We start from the raw sequence: 16,000 nt of genomic DNA on the forward strand, positions 1-16,000 counted from the left end.
AAAACTTAGGTCGACGTGTCGAAAACCCGTTCCGTGATCAGCGCCTGCAGTGGACGGTCCGCGGCGTAAGCTCGCAGATTTGCCACCGAAAACTCTCCCGCATCGCGCCTCCGGTCGGTCGTCGGACCGGCGAGGTGCGGCGTGAGGGTGACGTTGGGCAGGCCGCGAAAGGGCGAATCCGCGGGCAACGGTTCGACGGAAAACACATCCAGGCCGACCATGATTTTCCCTTCCTGCGCCACGCGCAGAAGCGCCGCTTCGTCCACCACGGCTCCGCGGCCGACGTTGACGAAAACGCCGCCGGGCCGGAGGAGGCGCAGCAGCTTCTCCGTGATGATGCCGGCGGTGGCGGGAATCAGCGGCGCGAGCTCGATCACGATCTCATTTTCCGCAAACAAGGTTTCCAGTGACGACACGGCACGGACGCCGTGGCGGCGTTCCGTCTCGGCGTCGACATCGGGCGCGCAGACTGAGATCGAGCATTGAAACGGCTGGATCAAACGCACGAATTCGCGCGCCACCTGGCCGAAGCCATGCAGCCCGACCCGGCGGCCGAACAGTGAAGCCGTTTCGCTGCTGCCGTTTTTCCATGCGCCTTCGCGGTGCATCGCGAGCGTCCAAAACGTGGCCCGGCGCAGACACGAGAGCGTGTGAAAAAGCGCCCACTCCGCGACGACGCGGCTGATCGAACCGCCCCAGTTCGTGACGAGCAACCCGCGTTCGATGTGCGCACGCGGCACGAATTTCTTGATCGAGCCGGCGAGGTAGCAGACGTATCGCAGCGCCGGTGGAAGTTCGGCGGGAAGCGGCGGTGTCTTCCAGCAGGCGATCAGCACCTCGGGATTGGCCTGGTGCAAGGCGGCATGGAACGCCGCCGCGGAGAGCTCCGTCGTATCGCAGTGCGCGAATTGCGGTGTCAGCGCCCGCACCTCGCTGAGCAAGGGCTCCGGCAAAAAGTCGCGCAACTCGATCGCGGTGATCGCCGCCAGAATGGATGCGGGCCGGGGCATGTCAGAGCGGAGGGAGGCACTCGAGGATGGCCGCGTTTCCTTGGGGCTCGAAGTGCACTCCGCCAAGTCCGGCGGGACAGAAGAATTTGTCATAGCGTTTCAGTTGGAAAGTTTCTCCGCCGACCGTCGCCGTGCACGCGCCCTCGGTGACGATGCCGATATAAAAGCCGCCCTCGGCTTTGGTGACCGCTTCGCGCAGATGCGTCTTGTGCACGCGGAAGCACGGCGTGTTCGCCGGCCCGATGAGCTGGTCCTGCCAGGAGTGGGCGCCGAGTGACCGGATTCGCGTGGGCTCACAGCGGTGATTGCGATCGATCACCGCGCGCGGATAGGCGGTGAAATCGATCATCGAGAGGCCGAAGTCGATGCCACGCCCCATGAACCGCGCTGCCTCGGGCAGCACGTAACCGGCGCGCTCGAACTCGTAACGCACGGCGAAATCCGTCGGCTCTTGGATCTCGATCATGAACACGCCTTCGCCCAACGCGTGCGGAAATCCCCCGGGGATCAACAGCGTGTCGCCCGGCTGCACGGGAATTTTCTCGAAGCAGCGCTCCAGCGCCGCGACATCCTGCGTCTCGATCCATTCTTTTAACTGCGCAGGCGTGGGCGGGTGTTGAAACCCGAGATACGCATAAGGCTCCGTGACGCCTTCACGCACGCCGAGCACGTGATACGCCTCGGTTTTGCCGAGCGGCGAATTGAGAAAGCGCCGTGCGAAGTCACGCGACGGATGCACTTGAAAGTGCAGGCGCACCGCCGAATCGAGAAACTTGACGAGCAGCATCGGCGCAGTGCCGTAACGCGCGACATGCGCCGCACCCAGGAAGTAGTCCGGATCGGCTTCGACGAGCTCGCGCAAGTCGCGCCGTTCGCCGCCGACGATCACTTGGGAAACGCCTTCGCGCAGGTGTTCGCGGCCCGGAATTGTCGACGACGTGACCGAGCCGATCCAGTCCTCGGCCATGCTCGAATCGCGCGGCTCGGCGACGCCGGCGAGGCGGTCGAGCGTGGCGCCACCGGGGTAAGTGCGCCAGACGCGATTGGGCGGGAGGAGGATGAGTTTATGGCGTGGGTCGGACATGGCGAAAGAGATCAGATGACGGCGGAGAGTCCGCCATCGACGGTGAGAATCTGCCCGTTGATGAAATCGGCCGCGGGCGAAGCGAGAAACACCGCCGCGCCGGCGAGATCGGCCACGCTGCCCCAGCGACCGGCGGGCGTGCGGGCTTTGATCCACGCGTCGAATTTGGCGTCGGCCGCGAGCGGTTGCGTGAGTTCGGTGAGGATGTAGCCGGGCGCGAGCGCGTTGACTTGCACGTTATGCTGGGCCCACTCGGCGCACATCGCCCGCGTGAGCATTTTCAATCCACCCTTCGCGGCCGCGTAGTTGCCGGTGGTGGGCCGAGCGAGGTCGCTCATGAGGGAGCAGACGTTGATAATCTTGCCGGTGCGGCGCGTGATCATGCCGGGCGCAACAGCACGGGCGACGAGGAACGCACTGGTAAGGTTCGTCTTCAACACCGCCTCCCAATCGGCGAGCGGCATCGTCTCGAGCGGTCCGCGGCGATGGATGCCGGTGTTGTTAACCAAGATGTCGATCGCGCCGAGCGAGGCGGACGCGGCGACCACGGCGGCTTCGTCCGTGACGTCGAAGGCGTGCGTGTGCACCTCGATCGACTCCGCGCGCAACGATTCCGCGGCGGCGGCGAGGCGCGCCGGATCGCGGCCGTTGAGCACGACGGTGGCGCCTGCCTGGGCAAGGGCGCGCGCGAGTGCGAGGCCGATTCCCTGCGAGGAACCGGTGACGAGCGCGCGGCGCCCGGTGAGAGCGAATGGCGAAGCCGGCATGCGCGAAGGGACGTCGGCGTTAAAACGTGAGGTCGTAGGTGAACGTCACGCCGCGGCGCGGCCCGAGTCCGCCGGAACCGTAGGTGTAAACGTCGTCGAAGACGTTGACGACGTTGACCTGCACCTTGTGCCGGAAGCGACGGTTGCGGAGGCGGAATTTGTAGCCGATGCCAGCATCCCAGACATGAAACGGCGCGTTGAAGATCGCTTCGCGGCCATCGTCCACGCGGTAGGAGCCGGTCGTCATCACGGCATCCTCGGGCATGTCGGGGTTGATGAGGAGGCCGTTGGGCAGACGTTTATTGAGGACCGGATTCGACGCGGTGGCGTTCAGGTTGCGGCCGGTGGACGGGTTGATGAGCGACTCGCTGTTGTATTTGAAACCGGCGGTGAGATAGAGGCCTTTCAAGCCGCCGTCCTTGAATTCATATTTTGTGCCAAGACCGACGGTGTATTCAGGCGTGCGGCGCGTGGACGTGCCGATCAGATGGCGCGCGGTGGCATTCGAGACGACAATCGACTCGGTTTTCCCGAGGCCGCCGAAGAATTGCAGCGAAGGAGTGACGCTCCAGTTGTAATCGAGTTCGTAGCCTTTGGCCGCTTCCTCGCCCGACAGGTAGGTGATCGCGGTGCCGGTCGTGGAGTCGGTCGCATCACGCGCGATGTTGTGCCGCGTGATGTCGAAGTAGCCGAGGGTGAACGTCAGCCTATCGTGCAGAAACGAGCCCTTGAGTCCGAACTCGTGGCCTTCACCGGTTTCGTTGGGCAGCGCGAATTGTTGATACGTCACCGGGTTCGTGCCGAAACCGAGCTGCGGCACGAAGGACGAGCTGGCGTTAACATAGGCGGTGAGTTGCGGGATAATTTGGAAATTCACGCCGGTCTGGTAAGTGAGCGAATGCGTGCGCTGCTCGATGTCGGCGACGTAGGCGGCGTTGGTCGCACTGGAGGCGCGGTAGAGCGGCAGCGTGCGCGAGTGGTTGAAGACGCTGTCGTAGCGCCCGCCGACCAAGGCGATCACCCGGCCGTTCCAGAAGGACGCACGCTCGCTGACGAAGAGTCCGTAAACATCGAGCACGTTATCCTCGTTCTGGCTGGCGGTGTAGGTCCCCGGCTTTTCGCTGAACGTGTAGAAGCGATAATCAGGATTGGCCGGATCGAGGCCGTTCGCCAGCACAGTGGAATCGCCCGGGAAGGAGGCGATGGAGCCGTTGAACTGCTGCGGCTGTTCCGTCTGGCGCTGCCAGTCGAGCGTGATGAGCAGCTTGTGTTTGACCGCGCCGGTATCGAACGCCGCGAGCATGTCGTTTTGCCAGCCCGCGCCGCCTTCGCCGAACGGCCGCAGGCGCGGCACATAGCTCGTGGAATTACTCAGGCGCTTCGTCACCGGATTATATTGATCGCGTCCGGCGACTTCCTGCCGCTCCAAGTCGCGATCGAACCAATTGACCGAGCTGCGGAACGAAAAAACATCACTGATCCGCCGCTCGAACGTCGCCGTGAGCGTGTTCACATAACGTTTCGAATAGTTGAGCGGCCCCTGCACGTTGAACTCGAGAAGGTTGGTGGCGAGACCGACGTAGCGGTTGTAGGTGCGCGGTCCGGAGTTGGTCGGCTTGCGATACGGATCAGGCGTGCCGGGTTGGATGACGAAAGGCGTGTTGGCGTTGGCTTCTTCGTTGCGCACGAGGCGTTCGGCCTCGAACAACCAGCTCGTCGCGGCGTTGGGTTTCCATTGGAGCTGGACCGCGCCGGTATATTGCTCCTTGTGCTTGTAGGCTTGGTCGTAGGCGCGTTGATCGTCCGCCACATCCACGCGGTAGAAGACATTTTTGCTCGTGCCCACGGGCCCGGTCGCCGACGCCTGCGCGCGCAGGGCGTCTTTTGAACCGACGGAAAAGCCCACGCGGTATTCCGGCTTCGCCTTCGGTTTTTTCGTGACGATGTTGACGATGCCGCCTGGCAGCGTGGCGCCATAGATGGAGGCCGCCGGCCCCTTGATGACCTCGGCGCGGTCCACGTTGACCTTGTCGATGAGGCCGATGCGGCGAAAGCCGTTGCGCAACTGCACGTCCGCCTCGAAGCCGCGCACGGAATAGCCCGTGGAAATGGTTTCGTAGGCGATGACGTTGCTCGTGTAGGCAAACTGGTCGCCAAATTCGAGCGCGTTGAAATCGTCCATGAACTCGCCGGTGACCACGTTCACCGAAAACGGCAGGTCCTTGATCTTGCTCGCGACGCGCGTGCCCGTCGTGGATTCAGCCGCCATGTAGTCACTCGGCGTCGTTTCCGTGACGCTGAATTCAGGCAGGGTGGTGATTTCGTCGGACGAGTCGTCGTCTGCATGCGCGGCGGGGGCCGCAGCCGGGGTTTGGGCGAGCACGGTGGCAGCGAGGAAGCTGCCCAGACCGAACCAGCGAAGAATGGGGTGACGAGATTTCATGAGAGAGAGGGAGAACGGGTCGAGGAACGTAGCAGGAGCGCACCCACGCCGGCGACCAGCGCGCCGCAACCGACGAACGCGAGCCGCCCGAGCGCAGGATTGGGAATCAATGCGAGCACGGTCACGAAGCCGCCATACGCGAGGCAGAGCCAACCGATCGCGCGCGACTGCCGGGAGTCGTTCGCCGCGGCGGCTCCTTCCTCGCGGGCGAAATCGACCGGAGTGTTGAGCTTGACGAAAAAGGTGTCGATTTCGGCCCGCTGCGAGGCCGCCGAGCGGGACCAGAAAAGCTTCGTGCCAATGAACCACGCCGACCCCACGACGACGTTGCCGAAAAACTGAATGCCTTGCGTCCAGTATTCGCGCGAGGTGGCGTCGAGCGGCTGCGTCGTCCCGAAAAAGTGCGCCGCCCAATCCGGCGTGAGCACATCGCTGATAAACATCGAACACAGGAAACCGACCAACACAGTCGTCCACGCCGACCACGGCGGCGTATGCTTGATCAGCAAGCCCAGCAGCAGGGGCACGATGATCGGAATCGCGACGAGAATGCTCACGCGCTGCATCAGCAGGAAAAGTCCAAGGCCCTTCAACTCGCTCATCTTCAGCGCCGCGCCAATCACGATGACGCCCAGAATCGCCGTCGTCAGTTTGCCGACTTTGAGCAGGTGGCGGTCCGGGGCCGTCGGCTGGAAGTAGGGTTGATAAAAATTCTTGATGAAGATGCCGGCGTTTTTATTCAGCCCGGAATCCATCGACGACATCGTCGCCGCGAAAATACCGCTCACCAACAGGCCCATCATCCCCACCGGGAGCACCGCCCGCGAGATCGCGATAAACGCCGCCTCGCTCGGCGTCTGCAGCGCCGGGAACATCGCGCCCAGGTCCGGGAAGAGCACGCGCGCCGCCATCGGAGGCACGAACCAGATGAAGAGCCCAAAGACAAACAGCCCCGCGCCGAGCAGCGCCGCCCACCGCGCGTGCCGGCTGTCCTTCACGCACAGGTAGCGGTTCGCGTCGAAGAGGTTGTTGGTGGAATTGATCTGTTTGAGCAGCATCGCGAGACACCACCACCCGAGAAACTCCCTCGAGAAAATCTGCCCCACCTCGAGGTGGCCCGGCGGCAGTTTCGCGACAAAAGCCGACCATCCGCCGATCTTCACGAGCGCCAGCACGCTCACCGCGAGACACACGGGCATCAACACGAGCACCTGGATGAAGTCGCTCGCCAGCACGGCCCAGCTCCCGCCGATCAACGCCATGAAAAGCACGAGCAATCCCGTGAGGATGATCGTGAGATGCAGATCGAGCCCAAACACTGCCGAAAAGAAGATGCCCAACGCGTTGAGCCAGATGCCCGCCTGGAGCGTGCCGAGCGGAATCTGCAACCAGGTAAACATCTGCTCGCTCGTCCGGCCAAAGCGCTGGCGGATCGCCTCGACCGCCGTCACCACGCGCAGTTGCCGGAAGCGCGGCGCGAAATACCAGGCGCTGATCAAAAACCCGATCGAGTTCGCCACGTAGATCGCCATGATCGGCCAGCCCGTCGCATACGCCTGCGACGCCGCCCCGGTGAACGTCCACGCGCTGAAGCTCACCATGAACGCCGAGCCGCCCACCATCCACCACAACGCCTTCCCGCCACCCCGAAAGTAGTCGCTGACGTTGTGCACGAACCGCCGAAATACCCAGCTGATCACCGCCATGAAGGCGAAGTAGATGCCAAGAACGGCGTAGTCGTAGTGAGTCACAGGGGAAGAGGGGCCGAAGGTAACTGATAAATATTAGTTCGGGTGTCGGCCGCCCGGGTCAAGCCCCTTCCGCGCGTTTCTGCCCCGCCCTGGGTTAAGTTTCCGCCTCGGGCACCCGATGCTTCCGGATCAACGCTGGCCGCTGCCCGCTGGAAAGGTTTATCTCGATCCGAAGGGTGGGAACTGCGGATAATAGTTATCATGTTTTGAGTTGCCGCCAAAGCCGGTCCCGCGAAAGGTGGGCCGCGTTACGCTGCGGAATTTCACCGCCCCACTCGTGTTCGGCCCTCACCCGCCACCGGCCCGCGGTTCGATCGTTGGCCATCCTGGCTTCCCCTCTCCATGAAACTGCTCCTCCTCGCCCTCGCCCTCACCAGCGTCTCCGCTTTGGCTGCGCCCAAGAATCAACTGCAAAACGCCGATTTCTCGAAACTCAAACCCGGCGCGGCGCCGGGCAAGCCGTGGCACACGAGTGGTCCGGCGGAAGGCGTCGAGGTGGCGGCTGGCTCCCCCGATGCGGCGACGGGCTCCGGCTGGGTTCATTTGCGCGACGACAGCGCGGAGGCTGGCGCCACCCTGCGGCAATCATTCAACGCGATGCCGTCCGGCAGCCTTTCGTTGAAGCTTCACGCCGCTCCGACGCACCATGCTCCGGTGGGCATTTACCTTGGCACCGGCGCCGTTTCTTCGCCCGAGGACCGCGTCATCGAGTTGAAGACGAATGGGCGCGGCGTTTTCCAAATCGGCAGTGCCGGTGAACGTGAAGCATCCCCGATCACGCTCGTGCCGGGAGTGACCACGTGGCTGTTCGTGCAGTGGAAACCGAATTCCGCAGGCGACAACCTTGATGTGGTTTATGGCACCGTGGACAACAACGGCCAGCTGCTCACCAGCCAACGGCTGCAACTCCCGGTGAAGCCGGACCCGATTTCCGCGCTGCGCATCACGACCGACAAGTCGGCGTCCGGCGCGGATTTTTACGTCACCGATCTGCGAGTGATGTCGCTTTAATAGAGTGCCGCTGCGCCGCGGTTCGCTGCCTTCGGCCGACGATTCCGCGGTGACCGTTCTGCGTTTATTCTCCTAAAAATCCGCTCAGACGTATTTTCGTTGAAAATAAAGTAATATTTATCAACTTAGCGCGGTGAACCCCTCCACCCTGCTTGGTGTCCTTGCGTTCGCGCGTCCGTTCCGGCGTGCCCATTCCGCCCCCGACTTCCGCTCCGCCGTCCGCTGCGTGGCGCTTTTCGTGGCGCTTACCGCTGCTTGGCCGTGCCTCACTCGGGCCGCTTCGGTCGAATGGAACAACACCGGCACCGACTTCGCGACCGGCACGAACTGGGTCGGCGGCACGGCTCCCGTGGGCGACGGAACGACGGATGTCGCGACCTTCGGGGCGCAGGGAGGCGCGGCGACTTCCCCGACGGTGGGCGTCAACCGCACCGTGGGCGGACTCAGTTTTCTCAGCAACGCATTCGCCTATGATTTCGCTGGCCCGGGCACGCTGCGGATCGGGAGCAGCGGCGTTGCCAACAATGCCGCGGCCACGCAGACATTCTCGGGGCCGCTTTCGCTGAATGGCAACCAAGCATGGACCACGGTCGCCGGCGGCGCATTGGTGATCAGCGGCTCCGTCGATCTCAATCCCGCCTCCGCCTCCTCGCGCACGCTCACGGTGGCCGGCGCTGGCAACACCACCATCGATGGTGTGCTCTCCAATTCTTTCGCCGGGTCTTCCGGCAACGTCACCGTAACCGCTACCGGCACGGTCTTGTTTAACGGTGCCAACACTTACACAGGCGTTACCACTGTCTCCTCTGGCGCCACGCTGAAACTAGGCCACGCCGCCGCTCTCGGCAGCACCGCCGGCGGCACGACGGTCAGTTCCGGTGGCACCCTCGATCTGAATGGCCAGGCCGTCGGGGCCGAAGTTGTCTCGATCAACGGCACCGGCGTTGCCGCGGCTGGCGCCGTCGCCAACACCGCGCCCGGCGCCGCCAGCCTCGCCGGCAAGTTGATCCTTACAGGTAGCTCCACCGTGAGCGTCTCGGCGGGTTCATCTCTGACGTTGGGAGACATCGATCTCAACGCTTCCAGTGCGAGCGCCCGCACGCTCAGCATTGCGGGCGCCGGCGACGTGACACTGTCCGGCAATATCTCGCATTCTTACGCGGGATCCACCGGCAATCTCACGATCAATAGCACCGGCACGGTGACTCTCTCGGGCAACAACACGTTCACCGGCAACGCCGTCGTCTCCTCCGGAGCCACGCTCAAAATTGGCAGCGCCACCGCCCTCGCCAGTTCCAGCAATTACACGAATGTTTCCTCTGGCGGCGTCCTCGACCTCAACGGCTTCGACGTCGCCAAACCCCTGCGCCTGTCCGCGTCAGGGTTCGACGGCAACGGCGCACTCGTCAACACGAGCGACACTGCGGTCACCATCGCCGGTAATGTCCTGCTCGCGGGAAGTTCCTCCATCGGCCAGGGCGATATCACCGTCAACGGCGCAGTCGGTGACGCGGGGGCGGGCAAGTCCCTGACCAAACGCGGCTCCGGCACCTTGACGCTCGCCGGTGTTAATACTTATTCGGGCGCGACGATTGTGAGCAGCGGCTCGCTCCTGATCGACGGGTCAACTGCGGCCTCAAGCGCGGTGTCGGTCTCCAGTGGCGCCACCCTGGGCGGCAGCGGCCATATCCTCGGGTCGGTGACAAGCAGCGGCGGTATTTTGAACAATGCCGACCATGTGCTCAGCATCGCCGGCACGCTCGCCACGAGCGGCGCCAGCAGCCTTGCCAGTGGCTCGACGTTCAACGTGACCGGCGGCACCACCGTCATGTCCGGCAGCTTCGCCGTGAACGGCCAGCTGGGCGGTTCGCTGGTTGTCGACGAGGGCGCGACGCTCAGCGGCTCCGGCTTCATCAATGGCGCCACACTCATCAACGACGGAGCCTCCCTCGCGCCCGGTAACAGCCCCGGTAAGCTGGTCTTCGGCGACACTCTCACGCTCAGCGGCGCCAGCATCACGACACTGCAAATCGGGGCCACCGGCACCGCGGGCACGGACTACGACGCGGTGACAGTGAACTCCCTCCTCACCTTCGGCGGCACCCTCAACGTCGTCGCCACCGACCTCGGCGGCGGCCTGTATGCTTTCGCCCAACCGGGAACTTTCAATCTGTTCAGTTTCGGCAGCCAAACCGGAAACTTCGCCACCGTCATCGTCAACGGCGTGGCGCTCTCCTTTGATTCCGGCCTCGGGAGCTGGTCGGTGCTCAACCTCGATGGCTTCGACTATACGTTCTCGCTCGCGAACGGCCAGCTCACCGCGGCGTCGACCAGTGCGATTCCTGAACCGTCCACGTGGGCGGCACTCTTCGGCGTCGTCGCGCTCGGTGTCGCCGCGTATGGCCGCCGGCGCGCGCGAACCTGAATCCGCTCGGCGTTTCGCGTTCATCATCCCGCCGCAAACCCGGCGGGATTTTTTGTGCCGCGACCTTTGCCCGTGCGCCCTAGCGCTTCGCGGTTCCCGTGGACTCGCCCGCGACAAATTCCGACGGCAGGATCAAGTCGTGCAGGCTCTCATCGTCGCGGCCGATCACATCGAGCAGCAGCCGCGCCGCCGCCTGGCCAAGTTTTTCCGGATCCGTGCCCGCCACCGTGAGACGCGGTTTCTCCACTTGCGCCAGCCGCGAGTTGTCCGCCGCAGCGATGCTGCACTCGCCGGGAATTTTTCCGCCTTCCCGCAACCACGCCATCGCCGCGCCCGCCGCCATCAAGGTGTTGTAGGTGATGAACGCCGTGGGGAAATCCTTCCGCTTGGCGAGCGGCAGCAATTCCTCGATCGCTTGCGCCCCTTCCGCCCTGTCCGCCTGTTTCAGATACACGCGGTAACGCTCATCCTCGCGGCCGCCGCACGCCTCCAACGCCGACACAAACGCCGCGTGCCGCGCCTCGTGCCGCCCCAAACCCACGTTGCCCCCGAGCCAGCCAATCCGCCGGTGGCCGAGTTCCCAGAGGTGCTGCACGAGCAACTGCAGCGCCTGCGGCTCATTGCCCACCACCGAGTGGCAAAACCCGGGATGACGCGCCGACACCGCCACGACGTTCCCCGTCTGTGCGCGCAACGCTTGCAGAAACGCCGCCGACACTTCGCCAAACAACACCACGCCCGCGGGCGCGTGCCGCGGACGGAAAAAATGCGCCAGTCGCTCCGCGGTGAGCGTGTCTTCCGTGCCCAAAAAAACCGCCGCGTAACCCTGCTCCGCCAGCTCCGTGTGCAGGCCATGCAGCACGTGACTGAAATAGCTGCCCTGCGTGTGGATGCTCAGGCCCGCCCGCAAAATAAACCCGATCTGCTGGGAGCGCGCCGGCGTGGGTGAGCGCTCGAGGTTCATGCCCTTGGGCTCGTAGCCCAGGCTCAACGCGTGCGTCCAGATGCGTTGGTAAGTCTCCGCATGGATGCCATCCTTCCGGCCGTTCAGCGCGAGTGAGACCAGCGCTTGCGAGACCTTGAGATCGCGCGCGATACGCTGCTGGGAGACTTTTTTGCGGGCCGTCATGCCCGCGGGGTTATGATAAATATCACCGTAAACACAATTCCGAACACCGGCCCCGCCTCTATCGTCACTTTGCCCTTGCCTCTGTTTTCGCCGCTGCTCACATCCATTATAATTATTATCCGCTTATGACCCCTGCCTCCCCCCTCTCGTCCGGCGGCGTATTCCGCCGGTTTCTGCTCGCCTGCCTGCTGCCCGCCGTCGCTTCCGCGGCGTCCTTGGTCAACCAGAACTTCAACGATGGCAGTCGCGCCAATGTCTATTCCTCGGGCACGGCGAGCACCGTCGGCGTCATCAACAATGCGCTGGTTCAAGCGACCCAGACCTCCGGCCGCGGCATTCTCGGCACGTTCACGCCCACCACCCTAGTGAACACCGGCGATACGTTGACCTTCACGCAGCAATTCACCCTCAACGGCGCATTCGGTAGCGGCGTCACGACATCGTCGAGTAACGAAATCCGCATCGGCCTCTTCAATCATCACACTGCCGCGGCGATCACGGACGACAACTGGAACAGCGTTGATGCCTCCGCCTACCGCGGCTACGCGTTTATCGGCACCGTCACCGGGACAGATGCCGGCGGCAAAGGCCAATGGTCCGTGCGCAGCCGCACCGGCGCGGGTGAACCCAAATTGATCGGCACGACCGGACCCTTCACCTCGATTGGTTCATCGTTCACCGCGACCGGCTCCTGGGTCAGCGGCACCGCCTACACCGTGAGTATTACCCTCACAAAGAGCGCGGGGGGCATCGACATCACGGTGACCGTGGCCGGCGGCGCCTTTGGCGCGGGCGCGACGTTTACGCGCACGGATTCCTCCGCGCCCGAGACGACCTTCGATACCCTCGTCGTCTATACCTCTTCCAACGTCTCCGATTCCTTCACCGTCGATGACCTGAAAGTCGATTCCACCGCCAACACCGCCCTGTCCGCGCCGGCGATCGCCACGCAACCGACCAACCAGGCTGTGAACGTCGGCGGCAGCGTCACTTTCGCCGTCGCCGCTTCGGGTGAACCATTGACCTACCAATGGCATCGCAACGGCGCCGACCTCGCTGGCGCCACGAATGCGACCTACGTCGTCGCCAACGCCCAAACCACCGACGCCGCCGCCTACTCCGTCACCGTGACCAACAGTCTCGGCACGGTCGACAGCACCGCCGGCTCCCTCATCGTGTTGCCGCTCCCCGCCGGCACCAGCGTGACGTCCGAGGATTTCACGACCAACACCGGACGCAGCGGCTGGTATACCTCCTCCAGCACGAGCACGATTTCCGTCACCAACGGCACGCTTCTGCAGACAACCGGCACCAGCGGCCGCGGGTTGCTGAGCTACTTCCCCGCGCAGGCGCTCGGCCTCGGCGAGACGCTCACCACCACCTTCGGCTTCGAGTTGCACGGTTCGCCCGGCGCGAACTTCACCACCTCCGCTCAATGGCGCTTCGGCCTCTTCAGCTCCGACGCCGCGACAAAGGTCGACGGCGACAATTTCGCCAGCACCTCCTACCACACCGGCGCGGTTTACGATTTCTCCACGCAGCCCGGCTACGCCGCATTTCTCGGCCAGACGAGCTGGACCATCGAAACCCGCAACGTCGCTTCTCCTCAGATCCTCAGCCTCAACGCCGCTTATACCCCGGTCGGTGATGTCGAGACCCCGGCGTTCACCTTCGACGTTAACACGAATTACGTCGTTACCCTCTCGGTGCAGCGCACCGGCGCCGGCGCCGATATTACGCTCACTGTCGCGGGCGGCGCCTTCGGTGCCGGGACCACATTCACCCGCTCCGATGCCTCCGCCGGCGCGGTCGCCAACTTCGACTTCCTCGCCGTGCACTGCCTGTCGAATTTCTCGGATTCGTTCAGCATCGATGACGTCCAAATCCTTCGCTCCACCCTCGCCGCGCCCGTGGTCACCACCGCGCCCACGAGCCAGACTGTCGGCGTCGGCGCCAACGTCACGCTCTCGGTCGTCGCCAACGGCGGCGCCCCGCTCACCTACCAATGGCAAAAGGATTCGGTCGCGCTCGCCGGTGCCACCAACGCCACCTTGGCGCTCACGAATCTCCAGACGACCGATTCCGGTGATTACACCGTGACGGTGACCAACGCCGCCGGCTCCACGACCAGTGCCGCGGCCACTCTCACGGTCACCACCGGCCCCATCGCTCCCACGGTCGATACGCCGCCCGCGAGCCAGACTGTCGGCGTCGGGCAATCCGTCACGCTCAACGTCACCGCCAGCGGCACCGCTCCCTTCGCCTATCAATGGTATAAGGACGGCACGCTCATCGATGGTGCCACCCAGGCCGCCCTTGTTATTCCTGCCGTGTCGGCCGCCGACGCAGGTGTTTACACGGTCGCCGTCACCAACGCCGGCGGCACGGTCACCAGCACTGCCGCCACGCTCGCGGTCGCGTCCGCTTATCTCTCCAACGTCTCCGTGCGCGCCGCGATGACCGAGGGCCAGACGCTCATCGTCGGCTTTGTCGTCAGCGGCGGGGCCAAACCCGTCCTGATCCGCGCCGCCGGTCCCGCCCTCAACGCCTTCGGCCTCACCGGCGTCGCTGATCCCCGCGCGATTCTCTTCAACAGCCAGGGCACCCAAGTCGGCGAAAACGACAACTGGGACGCGTCCCTCGCGTCGACGTTCTCCGACCTCGGCGCCTTCCCGTTCACTACGGACAGCAAGGATGCCGCCCTCCTCCCGACGATCGACGGACCGCACACCGCGCAGGTCAGCGGCACCGGCAACGGCATTATTCTCGTGGAAGCCTACGACGACGCCGCCGGTTCGCACGACGGTCGCAAACTCGCCAACCTCTCCGCGCGCTACCACGTCGGCACGAGCAACGATATCCTCATCGCGGGCTTCGTCGTGGGCGGCACCGGCACCAAGCAAGTGCTGATCCGCGCCGTCGGTCCCAAACTCGCCGACTTCTCCGTGCCCGGCGTCCTCGCTGATCCGCAGCTCACGGTTTACGACGGCGAAACCGTGGTCGCCTCCAACGACAACTGGGATTCCTCGCTCGCCTCCACCTTCGCCGCACTCGGCGCCTTCGCGCTCAACTCAAACAGCAAAGACGCGGCCCTTCTCGTCACCCTCGACGCCGGCAAATCCTACACCGTCCAGGTGTCCGGCGTCGGTGCCACGACCGGTGAGGCGCTCGTCGAAATCTACGACGCCACCCCGTAAGCGCGTTCGCTCGTTACCAGCAGCGTTTCCAAGCCCGCCGGAGTCGGCGGGCTTTTTGTTTTCTCGGCCTGGCGGTGCGAGAGTCCCCCGATACGCCGACGATGCGCCGCACGCTCCGCCGCGCGGCGTCCCAGCGATCGGCTTACGTCGACGTATCGTAAACGCGTTCCGTGATGAGCCCTTGCAGCGGCCGTCCCGCCGCATACGCACGGAGATTCGCCACCGAAAACTCCCCCGCATCGCGCCGGCGGTCAGGCGTGGGACCCGCGATATGCGGCGTGAGCGAGACGTTCGGCAGCCCGCGAAAGGGCGAATCCGCCGGCAGCGGCTCGACGGCAAACACATCGAGGCCGATCCTGATTTTCCCTTCCTGCGCCACACGCAACAGCGCCGCCTCGTCCACGACCGCGCCGCGTCCGACGTTGACGAATACTCCGCCCGGCCGGATCAGCCGCAGCAGTTTCTCCGTGATGATTCCCGTCGTCGCCGGGATGAGCGGCGCCAGTTCGATCACCACGTCGTTTTCCGCAAACAGCGTCTCGAGTGTCGACACCGCGCGCACACCGTAACGGCGCTCGGTCTCGGCATCGACGTCGGGCGCGCACACCGAAATCGCGCAGTGAAACGGCTGCAACAGGCCCACGAGTTCGCGCGCCACCGGACCAAATCCATGCAGGCCCACGCGCTGTCCAAATAGCGAAGCCGTCTGCGGATTATCGTTATCCCAGCCTCCTTCACGGTGCATCGTCAGCGCCCAGTGCGTGCCGCGCCGCAGGCACGAAAGCGTGTGAAACAACGCACACTCGGCGACCATGCGGCCGATCGACCCGCCCCAATTCGTCACCCGCAAACCGCGCTCGAGATGCGCCCGGCTCACCAGCGTTTTTACCGAGCCCGCGAGATAACACACGTAACGCAACGCCGGCGGCAACTCGGCCGGCAGCGGCGGCGTGCGCCAGCACGCGAGCAGGATTTCGGGATTCGCCTCGCGCAGCGCCCGATGAAACGCTTCCAAGGAAATTCCGGTGGTATCACACCAGGAAAATTTCGGCGTCAACGCGCGCACGTCAGCGAACAACGGCTCGGGCAGAAAGTCCGGTTGTTCATTCGCGGAGATGGCGGCAAGAAGAGAAGCAGGGCGGGTCATGGTAAAAGTAAGCGCTGTGTCGAGGAGAGCGGCGGA

General features: G+C 64.2%; 10 protein-coding genes. 3 read left to right on the forward strand and 7 right to left on the reverse strand.

What is annotated here, in order from left to right:
* Positions 1-5 precede the first annotated feature (5 nt).
* From K0B96_RS16985 to K0B96_RS17005, 5 genes are read right to left on the reverse strand one after another with little or no spacing between them, the layout of a single operon-like run.
* Positions 6-1,010 (reverse strand): hydroxyacid dehydrogenase, encoded by a 1,005-nt coding sequence (locus tag K0B96_RS16985; protein ID WP_220162227.1) that lies wholly within the window; start codon positions 1,008-1,010, stop codon positions 6-8.
* A 1-nt stretch (position 1,011) separates the two neighbouring features.
* On the reverse strand, positions 1,012-2,094 hold the full coding sequence (locus tag K0B96_RS16990) for a class I mannose-6-phosphate isomerase (RefSeq protein ID WP_255558757.1): 1,083 nt from the start codon (positions 2,092-2,094) through the stop codon (positions 1,012-1,014).
* A gap of 11 nt (positions 2,095-2,105) precedes the next feature.
* Entirely contained in the window at positions 2,106-2,861 is a 756-nt protein-coding gene (locus K0B96_RS16995) for an SDR family oxidoreductase (RefSeq protein WP_220162229.1), read from the reverse strand.
* Positions 2,862-2,880: 19 nt separating this feature from the next.
* A complete protein-coding gene (locus K0B96_RS17000) occupies positions 2,881-5,304 on the reverse strand; it encodes a TonB-dependent siderophore receptor (protein ID WP_220162231.1) in 2,424 nt (807 codons plus the stop codon).
* A complete protein-coding gene (locus K0B96_RS17005; RefSeq protein ID WP_220162233.1) occupies positions 5,301-7,055 on the reverse strand; it encodes a sodium:solute symporter family transporter in 1,755 nt (584 codons plus the stop codon). The genes K0B96_RS17000 and K0B96_RS17005 overlap by 4 nt, the downstream gene beginning before the upstream one ends.
* A 342-nt stretch (positions 7,056-7,397) precedes the next feature.
* On the opposite strand from K0B96_RS17005, the gene K0B96_RS17010 reads away from it, so the two are divergent.
* On the forward strand, positions 7,398-8,066 hold the full coding sequence (locus K0B96_RS17010) for a hypothetical protein (protein WP_220162235.1): 669 nt from the start codon (positions 7,398-7,400) through the stop codon (positions 8,064-8,066).
* 133 nt (positions 8,067-8,199) lie between these two features.
* Positions 8,200-10,491: a beta strand repeat-containing protein gene (locus tag K0B96_RS17015; RefSeq protein ID WP_220162237.1), complete on the forward strand. Its 2,292-nt coding sequence runs from the start codon at positions 8,200-8,202 to the stop codon at positions 10,489-10,491.
* 79 nt (positions 10,492-10,570) lie between these two features.
* Here the strand turns inward: K0B96_RS17015 and K0B96_RS17020 are convergent, their stop codons facing one another.
* Positions 10,571-11,620 carry a LacI family DNA-binding transcriptional regulator gene (locus K0B96_RS17020; protein ID WP_220162239.1) on the reverse strand — a complete coding sequence of 350 codons (1,050 nt, stop codon included), beginning with the start codon at positions 11,618-11,620 and terminating at the stop codon, positions 10,571-10,573.
* Between the two features lie 125 nt (positions 11,621-11,745).
* On the opposite strand from K0B96_RS17020, the gene K0B96_RS17025 reads away from it, so the two are divergent.
* Positions 11,746-14,817, forward strand: a complete 3,072-nt coding sequence (locus K0B96_RS17025; RefSeq protein ID WP_220162241.1) for an immunoglobulin domain-containing protein — start codon at positions 11,746-11,748, stop codon at positions 14,815-14,817.
* 142 nt (positions 14,818-14,959) lie between these two features.
* On the opposite strand, the gene K0B96_RS17030 is transcribed toward K0B96_RS17025, so the two are convergent.
* Positions 14,960-15,964, reverse strand: a complete 1,005-nt coding sequence (locus K0B96_RS17030; RefSeq protein WP_220162243.1) for a hydroxyacid dehydrogenase — start codon at positions 15,962-15,964, stop codon at positions 14,960-14,962.
* Between the last annotated feature and the right edge of the window lie 36 nt (positions 15,965-16,000).

It is taken from the genome of Horticoccus luteus, from assembly GCF_019464535.1.
Lineage (GTDB): Bacteria > Verrucomicrobiota > Verrucomicrobiia > Opitutales > Opitutaceae > Horticoccus > Horticoccus luteus.

What these genes read in the sequence shown, in the direction of transcription:
- K0B96_RS17000 (WP_220162231.1), bottom strand. Translation starts at nt 5,304, where the DNA reads ATGAAATCTCGTCACCCCATTCTTCGCTGGTTCGGTCTGGGCAGCTTC.
- K0B96_RS16985 (WP_220162227.1), bottom strand. Translation starts at nt 1,010, where the DNA reads ATGCCCCGGCCCGCATCCATTCTGGCGGCGATCACCGCGATCGAGTTG.
- K0B96_RS16990 (WP_255558757.1), bottom strand. Translation starts at nt 2,094, where the DNA reads ATGTCCGACCCACGCCATAAACTCATCCTCCTCCCGCCCAATCGCGTC.
- K0B96_RS16995 (WP_220162229.1), bottom strand. Translation starts at nt 2,861, where the DNA reads ATGCCGGCTTCGCCATTCGCTCTCACCGGGCGCCGCGCGCTCGTCACC.
- K0B96_RS17020 (WP_220162239.1), bottom strand. Translation starts at nt 11,620, where the DNA reads ATGACGGCCCGCAAAAAAGTCTCCCAGCAGCGTATCGCGCGCGATCTC.
- K0B96_RS17010 (WP_220162235.1), top strand. Translation starts at nt 7,398, where the DNA reads ATGAAACTGCTCCTCCTCGCCCTCGCCCTCACCAGCGTCTCCGCTTTG.
- K0B96_RS17030 (WP_220162243.1), bottom strand. Translation starts at nt 15,964, where the DNA reads ATGACCCGCCCTGCTTCTCTTCTTGCCGCCATCTCCGCGAATGAACAA.
- K0B96_RS17025 (WP_220162241.1), top strand. Translation starts at nt 11,746, where the DNA reads ATGACCCCTGCCTCCCCCCTCTCGTCCGGCGGCGTATTCCGCCGGTTT.